Raw genomic sequence first — 20,331 nt, 5'->3', positions numbered from 1 at the left:
CACCCTCCCACGCCCTGACCGGCGCGGCCCCTCCCTCTCCCCTCAAGGGAGAGGGGATGGCAGCTCGACGCCCGGCTATTGCCGCCTCACCCCGCGCGCCGCTCATCCCCGGGCGCGGCCGTTCTTGACGACGTAGGCGATCGGGTTGAAGCCGACGCGGTAGGCGAGTTCGGCCGGGCGCTCGATCTCCCAGACGCACAGGTCGGCCAGCTTGCCGGGTTCCAGGGTGCCGCGGCTCTCCGCCAGGCCGAGCGCGCGCGCCGCTTCCCGGGTCACCCCGGCGAGCGCTTCTTCCGGGGTCAGGTCGAACAGGGTGCAGCCCATCGACAGCATCAACAAAAGCGAGGTCACGGGCGCGCTGCCGGGGTTGCTGTCGGTGGCGAGCGCGATCGGGACGCCGGCCTCCCGAAACGCGGCGACCGGCGGCTTCCGCGTGCCGCGCAGGCAGTAAAACGCGCCCGGCAGCAGCGTGGCGACCGTGCCGGCGCGCGCCATCGCCCGGATCCCCGCGGGGCTCGCGTATTCCAGGTGGTCGGCCGACAGCGCGCCGTACCGCGCGGCCAGTTCCGCGCCGCCGCTATCCGACAGCTGGTCGGCATGCAGCTTGACCGGCAGGCCGTGGCCGCGCGCGGCGGCCAGCACGCGTTCGCACAGCCGCGCGTCGAAGCTGTCCCGCTCGCAGAACACATCGACCGCGTCGGCCAGCCCGGCCTCGACCACCGCCGGCAGCATCTCCTCCGCCACCGCCGTGATGTAGGCCGCGCGGTCGCCGTCGTAGTCCGGCGGCAGGGTGTGGGCGCCCAGAAAACTGGTGACCACGTCGAGCGGCGTGCTGCGGCCCAGCTGGCGGGCGACGCGCAGTTGCTTCATCTCGGCCTGCGCGCGCAGCCCGTAGCCGGACTTGATCTCCAGCGTCGTCACGCCCTCTTTCAGTAGCGGTGTCAGGCGCGACAGCGTGGTTTCGAGCAGCGCGCCGTCGCTCGCCGACCGGGTCGCCGCGACGGTCGCCGGGATGCCGCCGCCCTCCGCGGCGATCTCCGCCTCGCTGGCGCCCAGCAGCTTGCGCTCGAATTCGCCCGCGCGGTTGCCGCCGTGGACCAGATGGGTGTGGCAGTCGATCAGGCCGGGGGTGATCCAGCGCCCCTCGACCCAGTGAACCTGCTTGGCCAGTTTTTCCGGCGCGCCCTGCAGTTCCTCGCGGCGGCCCAGCCAGGCGATCCGCCCGTCCTTGATGGCGAGCGCGCCGCCCTCGATCGCGCCGTACGGCTGTCCGGACCCCGGCACCATGGTGGCGAGGCGCGCGTCCAGCCAGAGGGTGTCCCACATCGCCCATGTCCTTCGGATCATCCCGCCAGGCCACGCCGGCGCTTCAGCGCGCGCGTCTCGGGCCGCCGCCGGGCCGCGACGCCTTGCCGGGATGCGTTGTGTGTCGGCCGGACTCCCCCTTAAGCTTCCCGTGGCCCCGGTGGCAAGGCGGGTGGAAGGATGCCGGACTATTTTGCCGAGCGTACCTGGCTGCCGCAGGGCTGGGCGACCGACGTGCGTCTGAGCGTCGATGCCGAGGGCGGCTGCCTGACGGCCGTGCGCGCGAACGCCGACGCCGCGGGCGCGACGGGCTTGACCGGACCGGTCGTGCCGGGCGTGCCGAACGCGCACAGCCATGCGTTCCGGCGCGCGCTCGCCGGGCTGGCGGAACGCGCCGTCGGGTTCGATGGCTGGCGCGCCAGCCTGTACCGCCTGGCGAACGCGCTGACCCCGGAGCAGCTGGAAGCGGTCACGGCGCAGGCCTACGTCGAGCTGCTCAAGGCCGGCTACACCAGCGTCGCCGAGTTTCACGACCTGCATCACGATCCGCGCGGGCGGCCCTACCGCGATCTGCCGGAGATGGCCTGGCGCGTGCTTTCCGCCGGCCGGCACGCCGGCATGGCGGTGACGCTGCTGCCGGTGCTGTACGGCTACGGCGGCGTCGGCGGCCAGGCGCCGGCGGCCGAGCAGCGCCGTTTCGTCAACGAGCCGGAGCGCCTGCTGCACCTGATTCAGCGCGTGCAGCAGGAGACCCGCGGCCAGCCGGACGTGCGCGTCGGCCTGGCCGCGCATTCGCTGCGCGCGGTCACGCCGGAAACGCTGCAGGCGGCGGTCGACGGCTTCCGACGGCTGGACCGGACCGCGCCGATCCACATCCACCTCGCCGAGCGCCCGGCGGAGGTCGCGGCCGTCCAGGACTGGTACCGCAAGCCCCCCGCCGCCTGGCTGCTGGACGCGCCCGATCTGGTCGACGACACCTGGACCTTCGTCCACGCCACCCGCACGACCGATGCCGAGGTCGACCAGCTGGCCGCGCGCGGCGTCACGCTCGCGCTGTGCCCGACCACCGAGGCCAATCTGGGCGTCGGCCTGTTCGCCGCCGCCCGGTTCGCCGACAAGGGGGGCCGCATGGCGGTCGGCAGCGACAGCCAGTTGTGCCGCGATCCGTTCGCCGAGCTGGGCTGGCTGGACCACGGCCAGCGGCTGCGCCAGGGCAGCCGGCCGGGGCTGCGCCCGCAGCGCCCCGGCGACGGGCCCGGGGCGGATCTGTTGAGCCGTGCCGGGCTGGGCGGGCGGCGGGCGCTCGGGCAGAAGGTGGGGCAGCTGGTACCCGGGGCGCGCGCCGATCTGCTGGTGCTGGACCGCGCGGTGCCGGCGCTGGCCGGCGTGCCGGACGACCGGCTGCTCGACGCGTTGCTGGTCCAGCAGCCGAGCGCGGCGGTGCGCGACGTCATGGCCGGCGGCCAATGGAGGGTCGAGGACCGGCGGCACGCCGCCGAGCACGCGATCCTCCAGGACTACCGCGCGGCGATGGCGCAGCTGCTGCCACAGTTGGGTTAGCCCCTGGCCGTCGGGCGCGGGCGGCGCTAGGCTTCCCAGGCGGATGTGCGATCAAGCAACGCAAACGCGGGCAGGGGGACGACGCGCACCATGGCGCCGAAGGACGGCGACGCATCGGGGACCGGCGGCCACGGACGCGCCGCGCTCTGGACGCCGGAGATCCAGGAGTCCGCGCCGCGCGATCTGTGCACCGACTGCGGCATCTCGCGCACCGACGATCCGGGGCGCTGCGGCCGGGCCTGTCAGTTCATCGCCCCGGACTATCCGGCGCTGGAGGAACGGGTGCACGGCCGCGCCCGCGACATGACCCGCGGCGACGAGAAGTTCTTCGGACCGTTCCAGCGCATGGTCCGCGCTTCCCTCAAGGCCAAGCGCGCGGGCGCGCAATGGACCGGCATCGCGACCCGTCTGGGCGAACGGCTGTTGGAGTCCGACGCGGTCGACGCCGTGCTGGCGATGAGCCACCAGGACGACGACATCTGGGCGCCCAAGCCGGTGATCGTGACCGAGCCGGAGGGGATGGCCCAGTGCCGGGGCATGAAGATGGGCTACGCGCCACTGCTGGCCCTGCTCGAGCCCGCGCTCAAGGCCGGCTACAAGCGGGTCGCGGTGATCGGCATCCCCTGTCAGGTCTACGCCCTGCGCGCGCTGGAGCGGGAGCTCGGCTTCGAGCGCATCTACGTCATCGGCACGCCGTGTTCGGACAACACGACGACCGAGAAGTTCCACGCGTTCCTTAGCCATATCACCGACACGCCGGGCGAGGTCACCTACTTCGAGTTCCGCGCCGACTACTTCTGCGAGATGCGCTTTGCCGACGGCAGCAAGAAGGAGTTCCCCTTCCTGATGCTGCCGATCTCCAAGCTGCCCGACGACTTCTGGCCGACCACCTGCCGGACCTGCGTCGACTACACCAACGTGCTGGCGGACATCACCGTCGGCTACATGGCGGGCGAGGGCGAGCAGTGGCTGCTGGTGCGCAACGACCGCGGGCAGGAACTGGTCGACCTGTTGGGCGACGAGCTGAAGATCGGCGCGCCCGGCGACAAGGGTAAGCGCGGCAAGCATGTCGAGGGCTTCAAGCTCAATACCGAGAAGGCCGCCGGCGGCATGCCGGTGCGCGGCATGCCCAACTGGCTGCGCCCGCTAGTCGGCCGGATCATGCCGCTGGTCGGGCCGCGCGGGATCGAGTTCGCCCGGGCGCGCCTGGAGATGAAGGCGGTCGAGACGATCATCCACCTGCGCCTGAAAGCCCCGGCGAAGATGAAGAACATGGTGCCGCAGCACGTCTGGGAGCTGGCGCGGCCCTACGGGCTTGAGCCGCAGGAGGGCGAGAAGCCGCGGGAAAAGGCCGGGCCAGAGGCGGACGAATAGCCGTTGGGCGTCCTTCGACACGCCGGCCTGCGGCCGGCTGCTCGGATGATCGATATGTCAGCGGCTTGATAAACAAGCATCTTCATGCTGAGCAGGCGCCGTAGGCGCCGTGTCGAAGTACGATTGACGGGGGACGAACAAAGCCCGGCGCCCGCTGCTCGCAGGGATGTTAGTTGCGCGTGTCCCCGCCGCCCGCGGTATCGTGCGCCTGACCACCGACACCGAGGCCCGTGCACGTGAACACCGCAACGACCGCGCCCGCGACCACGCCCGACCCGACGAAGAAAAGCCGGCGCGACCCGCGCATCGACGTCATGCGCGGCCTGGCGATGTTCATCATCTTCATCGCGCACATCCCGGGCAATCCCTGGACCGGCTACATCCCCGCGCGGTTCGGGCCGTCGGACGCGACCGAGTGGTTCGTGTTCTGCTCCGGCTTCGCCTCGGCGATCGCGTTCGGCGGCGTTTTTCTGCGCGCGGGCTGGACGCTCGGTATCGCGCGGGTGCTGTACCGGGTCTGGCAGATCTACTGGGCGCAGATCGGCATGTTCCTGGCGACCGCCGGGGTTTGCGTGCTGGGCACCTGGGCGCTCGACACCCGCGACTACGTCGCGCAGCTCAACCTGTACGCCTTCTTCAACAATCCGAAGGAAGGGCTGATCGGGCTGTTCACCCTGACCTACGTGCCCAACCTGTTCGACATCCTGCCGATGTACATGGTGGCGCTGCTGCTGGTCCCGGCGATGGTCGCCCTCTACCGCCTGAACCCGATCGTCGGGCTGGCGGCGCCGCTCTTGCTTTGGGGCGCGAACCGGGCGATCGGCCTCGACCTGCCGGCGGAGTGGTGGTCGGACCGGACCTGGTTCTTCAACCCGTTCGCCTGGCAGCTGATCTTCTTCACCGGTTTCGCGATCGCGCGCGGCTGGATCACGGTCCCGCCGCCCAGCCGGCTGTGGACCTGGCTCGCGGCCGGCTATCTGATCGTCATGGTGCCGATCTGCTACGGCCCGATCTTCAACAACGTTCCGGTGTTCGACGCGATCGGGCTGGCGATCCTGCCGACCTTCGACAAGACCGATTTCGGGATCGCGCGCTATCTGCACTTCCTGGCGATCGCCTACGTCCTGCGCGCCATCCTTTACCGCCGCGAGGAGCTGCTTTACGCCCGCTGGATCGCGCCGATCCGCAAGGTCGGGCAGCAGGCGCTGGCGGTGTTCATCACCTCGATCGTGCTGTCGCGCGTGGGCGCGATGGCGTTCGATATCTGGGAGCGCGACGCCCTGACCGCCCTGCTGGTCAACGCCGTCGGCTTTACTGTGCTGATCGCCGTCGCCTACGCCGTCGCCTGGCTGAAAAGCGAGCCGTGGCGCCGGCAGCCGGCCGGCGCGGCCGACCCCGCGGGGCAAGGGGCAGCGGGACAGGGAGCAGCGCGCCAGGGGGCCGCGGGCGACCCGCCCGGCCGTCGGGCCTTCCCGGCGGAATAGCCGTCCGGCGGGACCGGCCGCGGGGCGAACGGCGGCCGCCCGCGGGCGCAGGCCGGGCGGGACGAATGCCCGCACGGGGCCGGCAACCTGGCGCGCGAAACCGGGCGTACGGCGGGAGTAGCGGCGTCGCCGGACAGCCGTACACGAGGGGGCGAGCTTGACTTTTCGCCTGTTTCTGCCATCCTCCTCAGCCGTTACAGCGCGGCACTTGCCGCCGTGCGCGAGCCGACGACCGCACGACTTACGCAGGACCACGAACCGCGCCGCAATCACTTGAGCCGACACGAACGTCCGGTCGCCGCAGGTCTTCCAATGGCGCGGCCACCGGCACCGCTCTCCGAAGCGCTCGGCCGCTCATCGGGTCCGCGGCGCCCGCGTCTTCCGCTCCCCAAGCGATCCCGCGTCCACCGGTGTGTGGGGCCGTTGCGGATACGGGGAGCCGGCATCGTCCGACGTCATTCGCAGACGCCGCCCGATCGTCCGGGCGGCGGCCACCCGGCAGATCGCCGCGCGTCCGCGATACGGGCCGCGGCAGGAGGCACAAGCCCATGGATATCATCGAGAAATACGAGTCCGCCGTGCGCAGCTACAGCCGCGGCTTCCCGGTCGTCTTCGACAAGGCGAAGAACTACACCCTGACCGATACCGACGGGAACACCTACATCGACTTCTTCGCCGGCGCCGGTGCCCTGAACTACGGGCATAACGACGACGCCATGAAGGAGAAGATCCTTGAGTACATCCAGGGCGACCACATCACCCACTCGCTCGACATGGCGACGGTGGCCCGGCAGAACTTCCTGAAGGCGTTCAACGAGATCATCCTGCAGCCCCGGAAACTGTCCTACAAGATCATGTTCCCGGGGCCGACCGGCACCAACACGGTGGAAAGCGCGCTGAAGCTGGCGCGCAAGGTGACCGGCCGGACCACCGTGGTCTCGTTCACCAACGCCTTCCACGGCATGACCCTGGGGGCGCTGTCGGTGACCGGTAACCAGTTCAAGCGCAAGGGTGCCGGCAAGACGCTCGACGACACCATCTTCGTGCCCTACGACGGGCTGATGGGGTGCAAGGCCGACAACTGCGGCATCGACACCCTGGATTACCTGGAAGCGATGCTGAACAACAGCAGCAGCGGCATGGGCCACCCGGCCGCGGTGATCGTCGAGCCGGTGCAGGGCGAGGGCGGCATCAACGCCGCCTCGACGCAGTGGCTGAAGCGCCTGGACCAGATCTGCAAGGCCCACGACATCAAGCTGATCGTGGACGACGTGCAGGCCGGCTGCGGGCGCACCGGCACGTTCTTCTCGTTCGAGCCGGCCGGCATCGATCCGGACTTCATCTGCCTGTCGAAGTCGATTGGCGGCTACGGCATGCCGATGGCGATCACGCTGATCAAGCCGGAGTTCGACAAGTTCGCACCGGGCGAGCACAACGGCACCTTCCGCGGCAACAACCCCGCGTTCGTCGCCGCGACGGCCGCGCTGGAGAAGTACTGGCGCGACGACGAGCTCGCCAAGAGCGTGCGCGAAAAGGGCGCGTTCATCACCAAGCGCCTGAAGGAGATGGCCGCCAAGCACCCGAACGTGCCCTCCGAGGTGCGCGGGCGCGGCTTCATGCAGGGCATCGCGCTGCACGTCGACGGCCTCGCCGATGCGGTCACCGAGGAAGCGTTCAAGCGCGGCCTGATCATGGAGACCAGCGGGGCCGCGGACGAGGTGGCCAAGCTGCTGCCGCCGCTGACCCTGGACCAGCAGGGCCTGGAGAAGGGCCTCGACCTGATGGAGCAGGCCCTCGACGCGGCCGTCGAGCGGCATGCCGAGAAGGTCGGCAAGGTCGCCTGACCCCGCGCTTAAGACGACGAGATAGAGTGCGTTCACGCCGAAGGTGAGGTTACCTTCAGCGATCGCGCACTGGCTTTCCGGCGCCGGTCCGGGCAAGGTGCGCACTGCACCCCGCCCGGGCCGGCGCCTTTTCGTGCGCCCGCCGTCTCACCGCATCTTAGGGCGAGATGCTGAAAGGTGGACTCACCTTTCAGCTGAATCTTGCCCTATCTGCAACAAGTTAGAGCTACCTTCAGCGCGAAGGCCGTTTCGGCCGTCAAGCATGCAGCTCTAAAGCCACCATCCGACGAGGGAGACCGACCGCGCCATGATCGTGAAGCATCTGACCGACATCGTGGACACCGAAGCCGACGTGCATGCCGAGAACGGCAACTGGAAGAGCCGCCGTTTCCTGCTCAAGCGCGACGGCATGGGCTTCTCGTTCCACGAAACGATCATCAAGGCCGGGACCGAGACCTATATCCACTACGCCAATCACTTGGAGGCGGTCTACTGCGTCGCCGGCAACGGCGAGATCGAGGATTTGGAGACCGGCGAGGTGCACAAGATCACCGACGGCACGATGTACGCCCTGAACGGCCACGAGCGCCACTACCTGCGCGGCGGCACCCAGGACATGCGCATGGTCTGCGTGTTCAACCCGCCGCTGACCGGTCGCGAGACCCACGACGAAAACGGCGTGTATCCGCTGCTGGACTGATCGCGCACATACGAACTTCATCCCCCTCCTCCACGGGGAGGAGGGGCGAGGGGAGGAGGTTGCCCGCGGGATGAGTGCCGCCGTGGACTAGAGCAAAATCGATGAAGGTCCAGGCGACCTTCATCGTGAATTTTGCTCTAACTGCCTGAAGAGAGAGCAAGATTCAGCTGAAAGGTAGCTTCACCTTTCAGCATCTTGCTCTAACCCACCAGCGCGTGTCGCGGATACGGATAGACCGCGCGCCGGCCGATCAGGTGGGCGGTGAAGGCTTTTGGGAACAACCGGGAGATCGCCGGGTCGAGCACGCTCAAGCCGCCCGTATAGGCGCCGAAGGCGGGCAGGATCAGCCGCCGGCCGTCGGCGACGAAGCAGCGCGCGGCGACGCCCTTGCCGCGCACCCGCACGCGGGTTTTCGGGTGATAGTGGCCGGACACCTCGCCCGCGCCCGGGCGGTCCGGGGCGGCGGCGTGGCGGAACACCAGCGGGCCCACGCTCAGGTCCGGTTCGACCGAACCGCCCCAGTCCGCGGGCGGGGCGGGGTCGTGGTTGCCGGCGATCCAGGTCCAGGCGACCCGGGCGGCCAGCGCCTGCACCCGCGCGCGCTCGTCCTCCGCCAGCCGGTCGGCGGCACGCCGGTCGTGGAAGGAATCGCCCAGGCAGATCACGTGGTCTGGCCGCCGCCGGTCGATCACCGCCTGCAGGCGCTCCAGCGTCGCCCGGCTGTCGTAGGGCGGCAGGTTGTGGCGGGTGTAGCTGCTGCCCTTCTCCAGGTGCAGATCGGCCACCACCAGGGTCTGGCGCCCCGGCCACCACAGCGCGCCCGAGACGTCCGGCACCAGCTCCGCCCCGTTCAGGCGGATCGCGGGCTCGTTGTCGACGAAGGTCTCGGCCATGGCGCGGGCGGACGACTCCAGGGGATCGGGATCGTGCGACCGATCCCTTGTGCGTGATTCGCGCGCGGGCATCCAGCGGTTCCTTGCGACAGCGACGCCCCTCGAACCGATCCCCCTCCTCCACTGGGAGGAGGGGTTAGGGGAGGAGGGACCGCGGGGCATCGGCTTCGCTGGAAACCGTGCCGCGGGCGCCAATGCCGCGGGCAACCTCCTCTCCCTTGCCCTCTCCTCCCATTGGAGGAGAGGGGACTAAAGTATTGCAGGTGAGGGAGAAGCGTCCTCACAACGGCAACTGCGCCTGGTCGTGCTCTGGCCCGGTCGCTTCCTCGATCAGCGCCTGCGCGCCCTCGTCCAGCAGGTCGTCCAGGGCCTCGCCGTGGACCTGTTCGCGGCCGATCTCGAGCAGCACCGGGACGGCGAGCGGGGAGATCCGGTCCAATCGGGTGTGGCGGATCTTCCCGGCCACCCGGCCCAGCATGTCCGACAGGCGGCGGATGTCGGTCAGCCCGCCGGCGGCGTCCTGGCGGGTCGCGCGCAACAGGATGTGGTCGGGCTGGTGCTTGCGCAGCACGTCGTACACCAGGTCGGCGGAAAAGGTGACCTGCTTGCCCGATTTCTCCTGGCCGGGCAGCTGCTTCTCGATCAGCCCGGCGACCACGCCGACGTTGCGGAAGGTCCGGCGCAGCATCGAGGATTCGTCCATCCACTCCTCCAGCTCGTCGCCCAGGATGTCCTGGTCGAACAGCTGCGCGACCTGGTCGTCGGTGGGCGCGCGCAGCGACCAGACCGCGAGCACGTAGTCGGTCGCGACGAACCCCAGCGGCGACAGGCGCAGGCGTTCCATGCGCTTGGTGATCAGCATGCCGAGCGTCTGGTGGGCGTTGCGCCCCTCGAAGCAGTAGGCGACCAGGAACTCCTTGTCGCCGCGCGGGAAACTCTCGACCAGGAGCCCCTCGCGTCCGGGCACGCTGGAGCGCCAGCGCTGGATGCCGAGCCAGTTTTCCACCGGCCCCGGCAGGTCGGCCCAGGCGCGTGCGTCCTCCAGGATGCCGCGCACCCGCTCGGCCAGGTGGGTGGACAGCGGCATCCGCCCGCCGATGTAGTTCGGCACCTTCGGCTGGTCCGCCTTGGTCGCGCGCGTGACCTCGCAGGTCAGCTCCTTGATCCGCTCGAAGCGCAGCAGCTGACCGGAGAACAGGAAGGTATCGCCGGGCTGCAGGGACTGCGCGAAGAACTCCTCGATCTCGCCCAGCACGCGGCCGCCCTTCAGCTTAACTTTCAGGGTCGGCGCCTCGACGATGGTGCCGACGTTCATCCGGTAGCGCTGCGCGTCGGGGATCGAGGCGACGCGGTAGAGGCCGGAGTCGTCGCGCGTCATCCGCCGGAACTTCCGATAGCCCTTGAGCGCGTAGCCGCCGTGGTCGACGAACGCGAAGGCGTCGTCGAAGTCCTGCCGGGGCAACTCGCGGTAGGGCTGGGCGGTCCGGATTTCGGCGTAGAGGTCGTCGGGGTCGACCGGGGCGGAGCAGGCCATGCCCAGGATATGCTGGCACAGCACGTCGAGCCCGCCCGGCTTCAGCGGTTCGCCGTCCAGGGTGCGCGCGTGGACCGCCTGCACGGCCGCCCGGCACTCCAGCACCTCGAACCGGTTGGCGGGGACCAGCAGCGCGCGCGAGGGGGCGTCCAGACGGTGGTTGGCCCGGCCGATCCGCTGCAGCAGCCGGGCCACGCCCTTGGGCGCGCCCACCTGCACGACGAGATCGATCGCCGCCCAGTCGATGCCAAGGTCGAGCGAGGAGGTGGCGACCACCGCTTTCAGCGCGCCGCGCGCCATCGCCGCCTCGACCTTGCGGCGCTGCTCGACCTCCAGCGAGCCGTGGTGCAGCGCGATCGCCAGGACGTCGTCGTTCAGCCGCCACAGCTCCTGGAACACGATCTCCGCCTGCGCGCGTGTGTTGACGAAGATCAGCGTGGTTTCGGACTGCTTCAGCCGCTCGTAGACCTCGCCCAGCGCGTGCACGGCCATGTGGCCGGACCAGGGCAGGTACTCGCGCGTGGTCAGGATGTCGATCTCCGGCTTCGGCCCTTCGCCGCCGTCGACCTGGGCGACCTGGCCGTCGTCGCTGCCGCTGGGCGACAGCCAGGCGCGCAGGTCGGCCGGGTCGCGCACCGTGGCCGACAGGCCGACCCGGCGGGCCTGCGGGGCCAGCCGGGACAGCCGGGCGAGGCCGAGCGCCAGCAGATCGCCCCGCTTGGTCCCGGCGAGTGCGTGCAGCTCGTCCAGCATGACGCATTGCAGGCCGGCGAAGAACTCCGGGGCGTCCGGGTAGGAGAGCATCAGCGCCAGCGATTCCGGCGTCGTCAGCAGCATGTTGGGCGGATGCAGGCGCTGGCGCTTGCGCTTGCCTTGCGGCGTGTCGCCGGTGCGGGTCTCGACCGAGACGTCTAGCCCGATCTCCGCAACCGGCGTCTCCAGGTTGAGCTGGATGTCCTGCGTCAGCGCTTTCAGCGGGGAGATGTAGAGGGTGTGCAGGCCGGTCCGCGGCCGCTCCGCCAGCTGGCACAGCGACGGCAGGAAGCCGGCCAGCGTCTTGCCGCCGCCGGTGGGCGCGATCAGCAGCGCCGAACGTCCGGCCCGGCCGGCCGCCAGCATCTCCAGCTGGTGGGCGTGCGGCGCCCAGCCGCGGTCCGCGAACCAGTCGGCGACCGGATCGGGCAGGGCGGCGTCGGGCAGGGCGGACTCGGTGCGGGCGGTGTGCGTGTCGGCCATCGCGGCCCCCGAGGATAGCCGCGCACGCGCGTGAGGGAAGGGGCGCGGGGTGCAGCGGCCGCCGACTTATCCCCCTCATCCCAGTGGAGGAGGGGGAATCCGCCGTGACGACGTGCTCACGCCATCCGCGTGAAGGTGGTGAACAGCACGCTGTCCTTGCGCGCGCCGGTGACGGTCCAGCGGACGGTGAAGCGGTCTGTGTCCAGCACGCGGTATTCGCCGGTGTAGGTGTCCGGCGGGCAGTCGTGGTGGACCGCGCAGGCGCCGTCGGCGAGGTCGAGGGCGTGGAACGGCCGGCCGTCGGCGAACAACACCACGGCGGATGCGCGGCGGAGGCCGGCGATCAGGTAGCGCCGGGTGCCGGTCATGGTCTGGCCGGCCGGGGCCCAGACGACCTCCTCGTCGTAGACCAGCCCGGTCGGATCGCCGGGGGCCGGGGCGAAGGTGCCGGTGCCGTGCATGACGTGCCGCTGGCCCGCCCGGCGGTCGTCGATCTCGCGCACGATCCGCCATGTGCCTGGCAGGAAGGCGCGCAGGTCGGCGACGGGCAGCGGTGGATCGAATGGATCTGGCGCGGTCATGGCGCGGAACCTCCGCCGCGCCCGCGCGCTCGGTCAAGCCCGCAGCGTTGACCGCGCGTGCGCCCGGGGCAATGTCTAGGCCTGCCACGACCAAGTTGCCGCCACCATCCGAGCGCCATGCCCGCACCCAAGCCGGAAAGCTGGATCCAGATCACCGACCGCGGGTTCCACGTCGCCCCCGGCGGCTTCTACGTCGATCCCACGCGCCCGGTCGACTACGCCGTCGTGACCCACGGCCATGCCGACCACGCGCGTCCGGACCACGGCCACGTGCTGGCGACGCCGGAGACGCTGGCGATCATGCGCCACCGCTACCAGGACCGCGCCGGGCGCGTGCACGATCCGATGCGCACCGGCGAGAGCCGGACGATCGGCGAGGTCACCGTGCGCTTCGTCCCCGCCGGCCACGTCCTGGGCAGCGCGCAGGCGGTGCTGGAGTACCGGGGGTCGCGGGTCGTCGTCTCCGGCGACTACAAGCGCAGGAGCGATCCGACCTGCCAGGCGTTCGAGCCGGTCGCTTGCGACGCGTTCGTCACCGAGGCGACCTTCGGGCTGCCGGTGTTCCGCCACCCGGACGCGGCCGGGGAAATACGGCGCCTCTTGGCCGCCCGGGAGCAGTTTCCCGAGCGGGCGATCCTGGTCGGCTCCTACGCGCTCGGCAAGGCGCAGCGGCTGATCTCGCTGATCAGGGCGGAAGGCTACGACCGGCCGATCTACCTGCACGGCGCGCTCATGGGGCTGTGCGAGCTTTACCGGGAGCTGGGCATCGACCTGGGTCCGCTGGCGCGCGCGACGGGGCAGAACAAGAAGACCCTGGCGGGCGAGATCGTGCTGGCGCCGCCGGCCGCGCTCAACGACCGCTGGGCCCGGCGCCTGCCGGAGCCGCTGCCGACCATGGCGTCGGGCTGGATGCGGGTGCGCCAGCGCGCCCGCCAGCGCGGGGTCGAGCTGCCGCTGGTGATCTCCGACCACGCCGACTGGGACGAGCTGACCCAGACCCTGCACGACGTTGGCGCGCCCCAGGTCTGGGTCACCCACGGCAGCGAGGAGGCGCTGTGCCACTGGGCAACCCAGCAGGGCTTCCGCGCCCGCGCGCTCGCGGTGGTCGGCTGGGGCGAGGAGGACGCCGACCCGGAGGATTCAAGCGCCCAGGAGGAGACGGCGCAGACCGGGCAGCCAGGGGATCGCGCGCATCGGGCGCCGGGCGGCTGATGGAACGCTTCGCCGAACTGCTCGACCGATTGGTCTTCACGTCCTCGCGCAACGCCAAGCTGCGGCTGATGGGCGCCTATTTCCGGACCGTCGGCGACCCGGACCGCGGCCATGCGCTGGCGGCGCTGACCGGCGTGCTGGAGTTCAAGGAGGCCAAGCCGGGTCAGATCCGCGGACTGGTGCAGGCGCGGGTCGATCCGGTGCTGTTCGAGTGGTCGTACGACTACGTCGGCGACCTGGCCGAGACCACCGCCCTGATCTGGCCCGCCAAGCCCGGCGCCAACCGCAAACCCGAGATCACGCAGGTCGTGGAGACGCTGGCGGAGACCAAGCGCGCGCATGTGCCCGATCTGATCGCGCGCTGGCTGGACGCGCTGGAGCCGACCGAGCGCTGGGCGCTGTTGAAGCTGATCACCGGCGGCCTGCGCGTCGGCGTCTCGGAGCGGCTCGCCAAGACGGCCTTGTCGGAAGCGTTCGCGACCGACTTGGCCGAGATCGAGGAGGTCTGGCACGGACTGTCCCCGCCGTACCGGGAGCTGTTCGCCTGGCTGGAGGGCCGCCAGGGCCGGCCGGAGATCGACACCCGCGCCGCGTTCCGCCCGCTGATGCTGGCCAACCCGCTGGAGGACCACGAGCTCGACCAGCTGGACGTCGAGAACTACCGCGCGGAATGGAAGTGGGACGGCATCCGCGTGCAGCTGGTCGCCGGCGGCGGCGTGCAGCGGATTTTCTCCCGCACCGGCGAGGAGATCACCGGAACCTTTCCAGAAATCGCCGACGCCATGACTTTCGACGCCGTGCTGGACGGCGAGCTCCTGGTCGTGCGCCAGGGTGTGGTGGCGTCGTTCAACGATCTGCAGCAGCGCCTGAACCGGAAAACCGTGACCAAGGAACTGCTGCGGGACTATCCGGCCCACGTAAGGCTTTACGACATTCTGTTCGAGTCGGCTGAGGACCTGCGCGGCCTGACGTTCGACGATCGCCGGGCGCGGCTGCAGGCATTCCTCGAACGCACGCGGCCGGCCCGGATGGACGCTTCGCAGCTGCTGCCGGCCGCGGGCATGGACGACCTGAAGCAGCTGCGCGAGGAAGCGCGCCGGCGCGGCATCGAAGGCCTGATGCTCAAGCGCAAGGATTCGACCTACGTCGCCGGGCGGCCCAAGGGGCCCTGGTTCAAATGGAAGCGCGACCCGCTCACCCTCGACGCCGTGCTGATGTACGCCCAGCGCGGCCACGGCAAGCGCAGCAGCTACTTCTCCGACTACACCTTCGGTACGTGGCGGCCGGTCACCGAGCGCGCGTCCGAGGAAGCGGCGAACAAGTCCGAGGTGAACGGCTGGGAACTGGTGCCGGTCGGCAAGGCCTATTTCGGCTTTACCGACCAGGAGTTGCGCCAGCTCGACAAATGGGTGCGCGACCACACGGTGGAACGCTACGGCCCGGTCCGCGCGGTCGACCCGCAGCTGGTCCTGGAGGTCGCGTTCGACGCCGTGCACCCGTCCAACCGGCACAAGTCCGGGGTCGCCATGCGCTTCCCCCGCGTCTCCCGCATCCGCTGGGACAAGCCGGCGAGCGAGGCGGACACGCTGGAGAACCTGGAAAAGCTGGTGGAGCGGTAGGCTTCGCGCGCGGGCGGGCCGTATGGCGGATTGTAAGAACACTCGGGCGCCGAACCGCTTCCCTTCCGCCCGTGGGAGGAGGCGCTAGAGCAAGACGCTGAGAGGTGCAGCCACCTTTCAGCTGAATCTTGCGCTCTCTTCAAGCCGTTAGAGCAAAATTCAGGGCGCGCGGACCCGCTTTTTTTGTGTGCCCCGGGCCCGGACGCGCACGGGCGTCCGGGCCGCGATCACGTCGTTGTGAGCCGCTCGGGCGCCCGTTGGCGGTCGATACCCCCTAGGCAAAATAGTTTGAAAACACTATCATTAACTTGAGCGGCGGGGTCTGGTATCCCGATCCAACCCGCTCAGGCGATCTGACGGAGAGAGCGCATGCAGCCCGAAACCCTGGCTGGACTGCTGAGCCACCTCGGCCGCGCGGGCGAGCCGGACGGCGCGCGCGACGGCCTGACCGGCGCCCAGCTGTCCGCGCTGCGCTATCTCGCGCGCGCCAACCCGATGTCGCGGACCGCGTCCGCTTTGGCGGCCTATCAGGCGACCACGCGCGGCACCGTCTCGCAGACGGTGAAGGCACTGGTCCGAGCCGGCTATGTCACGCGCACACCGTCCGATGCCGATCGGCGGACGCTCCGCCTGGACCTGACCCAGGCGGGCTGGGCGAAGCTGGCGCAGGCGCCGGGCGACCGGCTGGCCGCGGCGCTGGCGCAATTGCCCAAGGATCAACGCGCGGCGCTGGCCGACGCGGCGATCTCGCTGAACGGCGCGCTGTCGGCCCAGGACCCGGAAAGCGGCTTCGGCACCTGTCAGAGCTGCCGCTACCTGAGCGACGCCGACGGGGCGGCCGGCGGCTATTGCTGCCACAGCGGCTGCGCGCTCGGCACCGGCGACTTCGACTGCCTGTGCGCCTCCTATCAGCCGCGCGCCGAGGCGCGGACGGCGCCGACGGCGCCAGGCGGGCGCGCGTCATGACCCGCCTGCCCGACGGCAGCGTGACCGGCCGCGGCGAGGACGGCGACCTGACCGTGGACGCGCAGGTTCTGGCCCCGCGCCTCGGCCTGTCGGTGGCGAAGCTCAAGGCGGAGATGCGCCGCGGCATCGTCTACAGCCGGGTCGAGCGCGGCGAGGGGGCGGACGCCGGCTACTGGCGGATCACGGTGACCTACCGGCAGCACGCGGTGCGCGTGCTGGTCGCCCCCGACGGCGCCGCCTACCACCTGCCCGCGCCGAGCCCGGACACCCGGGTGCGCAGCGAACCGCCGCTGGTGGCACTCGCCCGGCGCGTCGGCGGCCAGACCTGAACGCGCGTGCGCGACAAGGCAAAGGACAGGCCGGTGCGCCCACGGCTTCCCGATCCCGACCCGGGACCCCGACACAGCGATCCGACCACGGGCCGGCGCGGCAGCGAACCGGCCGGCGACAACCCAAGGCTCCGGAGGCCGCGCAAGATGCCGGACGGGCAGATCATCCAGCAGACCCCGACCCGCGGGCGCAACGTGATGCTGACGGCCGCCCAGGAGAGCGACCTGCTGTGCGCGTGGCGCGAAGGCGGCGACGGCGACGCGCTGGACCGGCTGCTGCGCGCCTTCGAGCCGCTGTGCCGGAAGCTCGCCAAGCGCTACGAGGGCGCGGCCGAGCGCAACGACCTGCTGCAGGAGGCGCGCCTCGGCCTGCTCGACGCGATCCGGCGCTACGATCCGGAACACGGCACCCGGCTTGCGACCTACGCCAGCTTCTGGATCCACGAACGGCTGCGCCGCTACACCACCGAGACCCAGCCGATCGTGCGCGTACCGCGCAACACCCGGCAGGCGCTGTCGCGCATGCTGGACGAAGCGGGGCGGTCCAGCACGCCGGAGCAGGCGGGCGACAGCGGTGCGATCGCGCGCACGGTGGCGGAACGCCACGGCGTCGACGAGAGTGTCGCGCTGATGGCCCAGCAGCTGCTGGGCGCGGGCAACATCGTCTCGCTCGACGCGCCGCTGACCGGCGACGACGGCGACCGCACCCAAAGCCGGCTGGATCAGCTGCACGATCCCGCGCCCTCGCCGGAGCATCAGGTCGCCGAAGCGCACGACACGCGCGTGCACACCGGCCGGCTGATGCAGGCGCTGGGCACGCTGCCGGATCGCAAGGCGCAGATCATTCGCGACCGGCACCTGAGCGACCGGCCGCTGACCCTGGAGGCGCTGGCGCAGCGCTTCGGCGTCTCCAAGGAGCGGGTGCGCCAGCTGGAGTCCGCCGCCCTGCGCGACCTGCGCAAGGCGATCGGTCCGGAAAACGCGCTCTAACGGCAGGGTTTCCCGAAAGGTGCCAGCCCCTTTCAGCACCAGCCATGTGGTAAAGAAGACCGGGCGACCTTCACGAGGAAGGTCGGTTCGACCTTCAGCGATTCTGCCTTAGCTTGGCCACCGGGGGTCGATGTTGCGGTGCTCCAGCACCACGATCAGCAGCATCACCATGTCGACGGTGACGCCGTCGGCCGCCAACGGGAGCAGCAGCCGGTCGTAGCTCATGTACTCCCGACCTGGGACCAGGGGGTAAACCCGGTCCGAGGTGTGGGCCCGGCCGGTCTCGACCACAGTCCGGTAGGTCTCTTGCGCGGTTTTGAGATAATCGCCGCGGTACAGTTCGTCGAACCGCTTCCCGGTCGGATCGCGGCCGGCCCGGTTGACGATCTCGGTCCCGGTCAGACGGTACCGGAAGGCGATGCCGGCGTCCTCGCGCAGCACGTCGATCAGCGCGAGTCGCGGCAGCATATAGCGCAGGTCCGCAGGGTTGATGTCGGCGCGCGCGGGCAGGCGGTCGCCCTGCTGCTTCGACCGCCAGTAGTCGTACAATGCTTGGTGGTCTTCGTGGCGAAGCTCCAGCCCGCCGTCGGGGGCCGCACTCATCGTGCTGCCGCCGCGGCCGCACGCCGCGTCTGCGCGTCGATCCCAGTCATACCGCGAGTGTAATGACGTATGGTTGGGAACCGAAAGGATTAAATCGCTGGATAACGGACTAATTTGAGGGCGTGCCGTGCTAAGGCGTATCAAGCCAGTGGAGGAAGACACCACACGAACAGTTGTCGATTAGGTTCGGAAGCTGACGAGCGGCGCAGGTGGGCAACCGGCTGCGTCGAAGCCTCGTGACGAAGGCCACCTCGGGTGGTCGAGCGATCCAGCGGGCCGTAACGCGCAGTGAACTCCGAGCAGGCCTCGAAAGTCTAGTTGTGGGCGCCGACCCGCCCCTCAAACGGGGAAGGCTTGCATGGGCGGGGAAGCAATCGACACGGGCACCCGTCCGGCCCACCGGGGTAATGGAGGCGGCACGTTGGAACGGCTTGGTGCGCAACACGGGAAGTCCGGGTCGCCGGAGGTCGCGACTCCACCGGTTCCGTTGGGGGCCGGGCGGCCCGGATGGCGGAAGGGGTCGTAGTACTGCGGACGCCGGGTAATGCCGGCCGAGGGAAGGACCCCTGCTTCTGGCACGCTTTTGACGGAGAGGAGGAGACGGCGATTGACGCAACGTCTAGCAACGCCGGAGAAGCTCCGGACGCTCCAGAGAAAGCTCTACGCGAAGGCTAAGACCGACCCGGCCTTCCGGTTCTACAGCCTGCACGACAAGATCTGGCGCAGCGACGTGCTCGCCCACGCGTTCGCTCTGGCGAAGGCCAACGGCGGCGCGCCGGGCGTGGACGGCGAGAGCTTCGCCGCGATCGAGGCGAGCGGGGTGGAGACCTGGCTGGCCGGGCTCGCGCAGGAGCTCAAGGATGGCACCTACCGGCCGCAGCCGGTACGGCGGGTGACGATCCCGAAGCCGGACGGCGGCGAGCGCCCGCTGGGCATCCCGACCATCCGCGACCGGGTCGCTCAAACCGCCGCCAAGCTGATCCTTGAGCCGATTCTCGAGGCTGACTTCGAGCCCAACGCCTACGGCTACCGGCCGGGGCGGAGCGCGCTCGATGCTGTCCGGGAGGTCCACCGGCTGTTGCTGGCGGGCCACACGGACGTGGTTGACGCGGATCTGTCTCAGTATTTCGACGAGATTCCGCATCGTGACTTGCTGCGCAGCGTCGCCCAGCGCGTCGCCGACCGGAACGTCCTGCGCCTGATCAAACTCTGGCTCAAGGCGCCGGTCGCGGAGCAGGACGAGCGGGGTCACTGGGTCATGACGGGCGGGAAGAGACGGTCGAAGGGCACCCCTCAGGGTGGTGTTCTATCGCCCGTACTCGCCAATTTGTACATGAACCGCTTTCTGAAGTACTGGCGCCGCAACGGACACCGGGACCAGCTCCAGGCCCATGTTGTCGCCTACGCTGACGACCTGGTCATCCTCACCCGCGGCCACGCGGCGGAGGCCATGGCGCGCCTGCGCTCGGCGATGCCGCGGCTGGGGCTGACGGTGAACGAGACCAAGACCGCGACTGTGGACGCGCGCTCACAGCAGTTCGACTTCCTGGGCTACAGTCTCGGCGCCCACTACCGCCGCTGGAACGGCAAGTGGTATCTGGGCGCCAGCCCCTCGAAGAAGAGTGTTCAACGTCTCAAGGCCAACGTCCGCGCGCTGTTGGTTCCGTCCAACAGTGGGAACTGGCTGGAGACCCGCGACCGGCTGAACCGGATGCTCCGGGGCTGGGCGGGGTACTTCTGCTACGGCTCACGCGGCGTGGCCTACCGGGCCGTTGACGCCCACGTGGCGCAACGCACGCGACACTTCCTGCGCCGGCGGCACCAGGTGGCCTCGCGGGCCACCCGTCAGTTCGGCGACCACCGGCTGTTCGGCGAGCTGGGCGTTCTGAGCGTCCAGGCCCTCTCGCGTGCCGCCCGGTCGAACGCCTCGACGTGAAGCCAGTCGGAAAGCGCAATGCGGGAGAACCGCACGTTGCGTTTGATGAGCGGGGCGGAGAAACGGAGCGACGGCCCGGACTGAGGCACCGGCATCGGGCGAAAGCCGCCGGCCAACGGCTACTCCCCGGGACCCACCGCCACCGCGCTCCTCCTCGACTCTACT

At 70.1% G+C, this 20,331-nt stretch carries 16 protein-coding genes; 11 read left to right on the top strand and 5 right to left on the bottom strand.

The features are described from left to right. Positions 1–102: 102 nt before the first annotated feature. A complete protein-coding gene (gene hutI, locus CKO28_RS20130; protein ID WP_437127642.1) occupies positions 103–1,347 on the bottom strand; it encodes an imidazolonepropionase in 1,245 nt (414 codons plus the stop codon). A 138-nt stretch (positions 1,348–1,485) separates the two neighbouring features. Here hutI and hutF point away from each other — a divergent pair, with 138 nt between their 5' ends. From hutF to CKO28_RS20105, 5 genes are all read left to right on the top strand, one after another. After that, positions 1,486–2,865, top strand: a complete 1,380-nt coding sequence (hutF, locus tag CKO28_RS20125) for a formimidoylglutamate deiminase (RefSeq protein WP_200342609.1) — start codon at positions 1,486–1,488, stop codon at positions 2,863–2,865. 90 nt (positions 2,866–2,955) lie between these two features. Beyond that, complete coding sequence (locus CKO28_RS20120; RefSeq protein WP_200342608.1) at positions 2,956–4,239, top strand: Coenzyme F420 hydrogenase/dehydrogenase, beta subunit C-terminal domain; 1,284 nt, start codon at positions 2,956–2,958, stop codon at positions 4,237–4,239. Between the two features lie 236 nt (positions 4,240–4,475). Then, a complete protein-coding gene (locus CKO28_RS20115; RefSeq protein WP_200342606.1) occupies positions 4,476–5,723 on the top strand; it encodes an OpgC domain-containing protein in 1,248 nt (415 codons plus the stop codon). Positions 5,724–6,271: 548 nt separating this feature from the next. Continuing rightward, a complete protein-coding gene (ectB, locus tag CKO28_RS20110) occupies positions 6,272–7,567 on the top strand; it encodes a diaminobutyrate--2-oxoglutarate transaminase (protein WP_200342605.1) in 1,296 nt (431 codons plus the stop codon). Between the two features lie 307 nt (positions 7,568–7,874). Further along, positions 7,875–8,267 carry an ectoine synthase gene (locus CKO28_RS20105; protein WP_200342604.1) on the top strand — a complete coding sequence of 131 codons (393 nt, stop codon included), beginning with the start codon at positions 7,875–7,877 and terminating at the stop codon, positions 8,265–8,267. A 200-nt stretch (positions 8,268–8,467) separates the two neighbouring features. On the opposite strand, the gene pdeM is transcribed toward CKO28_RS20105, so the two are convergent. The 3 genes from pdeM to CKO28_RS20090 all read right to left on the bottom strand — a co-directional run bounded on the left by pdeM (position 8,468) and on the right by CKO28_RS20090 (position 12,511). Beyond that, positions 8,468–9,232: a ligase-associated DNA damage response endonuclease PdeM gene (gene pdeM, locus CKO28_RS20100; RefSeq protein WP_242480688.1), complete on the bottom strand. Its 765-nt coding sequence runs from the start codon at positions 9,230–9,232 to the stop codon at positions 8,468–8,470. A gap of 208 nt (positions 9,233–9,440) precedes the next feature. Further along, positions 9,441–11,930: a ligase-associated DNA damage response DEXH box helicase gene (locus CKO28_RS20095; RefSeq protein ID WP_200342603.1), complete on the bottom strand. Its 2,490-nt coding sequence runs from the start codon at positions 11,928–11,930 to the stop codon at positions 9,441–9,443. A gap of 116 nt (positions 11,931–12,046) precedes the next feature. Further along, a complete protein-coding gene (locus CKO28_RS20090; RefSeq protein ID WP_200342602.1) occupies positions 12,047–12,511 on the bottom strand; it encodes a DUF6314 family protein in 465 nt (154 codons plus the stop codon). 117 nt (positions 12,512–12,628) lie between these two features. Between CKO28_RS20090 and CKO28_RS20085 the strand changes: the two genes are divergently transcribed. From CKO28_RS20085 to CKO28_RS20065, 5 genes are all read left to right on the top strand, one after another. Further along, a complete protein-coding gene (locus CKO28_RS20085) occupies positions 12,629–13,723 on the top strand; it encodes a ligase-associated DNA damage response exonuclease (protein ID WP_200342601.1) in 1,095 nt (364 codons plus the stop codon). After that, entirely contained in the window at positions 13,723–15,342 is a 1,620-nt protein-coding gene (locus CKO28_RS20080) for a cisplatin damage response ATP-dependent DNA ligase (protein ID WP_200342600.1), read from the top strand. The genes CKO28_RS20085 and CKO28_RS20080 overlap by 1 nt, the downstream gene beginning before the upstream one ends. A gap of 369 nt (positions 15,343–15,711) precedes the next feature. Next, complete coding sequence (locus CKO28_RS20075) at positions 15,712–16,308, top strand: MarR family winged helix-turn-helix transcriptional regulator (RefSeq protein WP_200342599.1); 597 nt, start codon at positions 15,712–15,714, stop codon at positions 16,306–16,308. Beyond that, a complete protein-coding gene (locus CKO28_RS20070) occupies positions 16,305–16,637 on the top strand; it encodes a DUF6522 family protein (RefSeq protein WP_200342598.1) in 333 nt (110 codons plus the stop codon). The genes CKO28_RS20075 and CKO28_RS20070 overlap by 4 nt, the downstream gene beginning before the upstream one ends. 147 nt (positions 16,638–16,784) lie before the next feature. Then, positions 16,785–17,627, top strand: a complete 843-nt coding sequence (locus CKO28_RS20065) for a sigma-70 family RNA polymerase sigma factor (protein ID WP_200342597.1) — start codon at positions 16,785–16,787, stop codon at positions 17,625–17,627. Between the two features lie 108 nt (positions 17,628–17,735). Here CKO28_RS20065 and CKO28_RS20060 read toward each other — a convergent pair whose 3' ends face one another. Then, positions 17,736–18,230: a PAS domain-containing protein gene (locus tag CKO28_RS20060; protein ID WP_200342596.1), complete on the bottom strand. Its 495-nt coding sequence runs from the start codon at positions 18,228–18,230 to the stop codon at positions 17,736–17,738. A gap of 607 nt (positions 18,231–18,837) precedes the next feature. On the opposite strand from CKO28_RS20060, the gene ltrA reads away from it, so the two are divergent. Beyond that, complete coding sequence (gene ltrA / locus CKO28_RS20055) at positions 18,838–20,166, top strand: group II intron reverse transcriptase/maturase (RefSeq protein ID WP_200342595.1); 1,329 nt, start codon at positions 18,838–18,840, stop codon at positions 20,164–20,166. Positions 20,167–20,331 lie beyond the last annotated feature (165 nt).

This window comes from Rhodovibrio sodomensis (genome assembly GCF_016583645.1).
GTDB classification, from domain to species: Bacteria; Pseudomonadota; Alphaproteobacteria; order Kiloniellales; family Rhodovibrionaceae; genus Rhodovibrio; species Rhodovibrio sodomensis.
This window is presented reverse-complemented; position numbering and strand designations above follow the sequence as displayed.

Coding starts and splice junctions, on each gene's coding strand:
- CKO28_RS20120 (WP_200342608.1), top strand. CDS start 2,956: ATGGCGCCGAAGGACGGCGACGCATCGGGGACCGGCGGCCACGGACGC.
- CKO28_RS20095 (WP_200342603.1), bottom strand. CDS start 11,930: ATGGCCGACACGCACACCGCCCGCACCGAGTCCGCCCTGCCCGACGCC.
- CKO28_RS20060 (WP_200342596.1), bottom strand. CDS start 18,230: ATGAGTGCGGCCCCCGACGGCGGGCTGGAGCTTCGCCACGAAGACCAC.
- CKO28_RS20085 (WP_200342601.1), top strand. CDS start 12,629: ATGCCCGCACCCAAGCCGGAAAGCTGGATCCAGATCACCGACCGCGGG.
- CKO28_RS20105 (WP_200342604.1), top strand. CDS start 7,875: ATGATCGTGAAGCATCTGACCGACATCGTGGACACCGAAGCCGACGTG.
- CKO28_RS20065 (WP_200342597.1), top strand. CDS start 16,785: ATGCCGGACGGGCAGATCATCCAGCAGACCCCGACCCGCGGGCGCAAC.
- pdeM (WP_242480688.1), bottom strand. CDS start 9,232: ATGCCCGCGCGCGAATCACGCACAAGGGATCGGTCGCACGATCCCGAT.
- CKO28_RS20080 (WP_200342600.1), top strand. CDS start 13,723: ATGGAACGCTTCGCCGAACTGCTCGACCGATTGGTCTTCACGTCCTCG.
- CKO28_RS20070 (WP_200342598.1), top strand. CDS start 16,305: ATGACCCGCCTGCCCGACGGCAGCGTGACCGGCCGCGGCGAGGACGGC.
- ectB (WP_200342605.1), top strand. CDS start 6,272: ATGGATATCATCGAGAAATACGAGTCCGCCGTGCGCAGCTACAGCCGC.
- CKO28_RS20090 (WP_200342602.1), bottom strand. CDS start 12,511: ATGACCGCGCCAGATCCATTCGATCCACCGCTGCCCGTCGCCGACCTG.
- hutF (WP_200342609.1), top strand. CDS start 1,486: ATGCCGGACTATTTTGCCGAGCGTACCTGGCTGCCGCAGGGCTGGGCG.
- CKO28_RS20075 (WP_200342599.1), top strand. CDS start 15,712: ATGCAGCCCGAAACCCTGGCTGGACTGCTGAGCCACCTCGGCCGCGCG.
- hutI (WP_437127642.1), bottom strand. CDS start 1,347: ATGATCCGAAGGACATGGGCGATGTGGGACACCCTCTGGCTGGACGCG.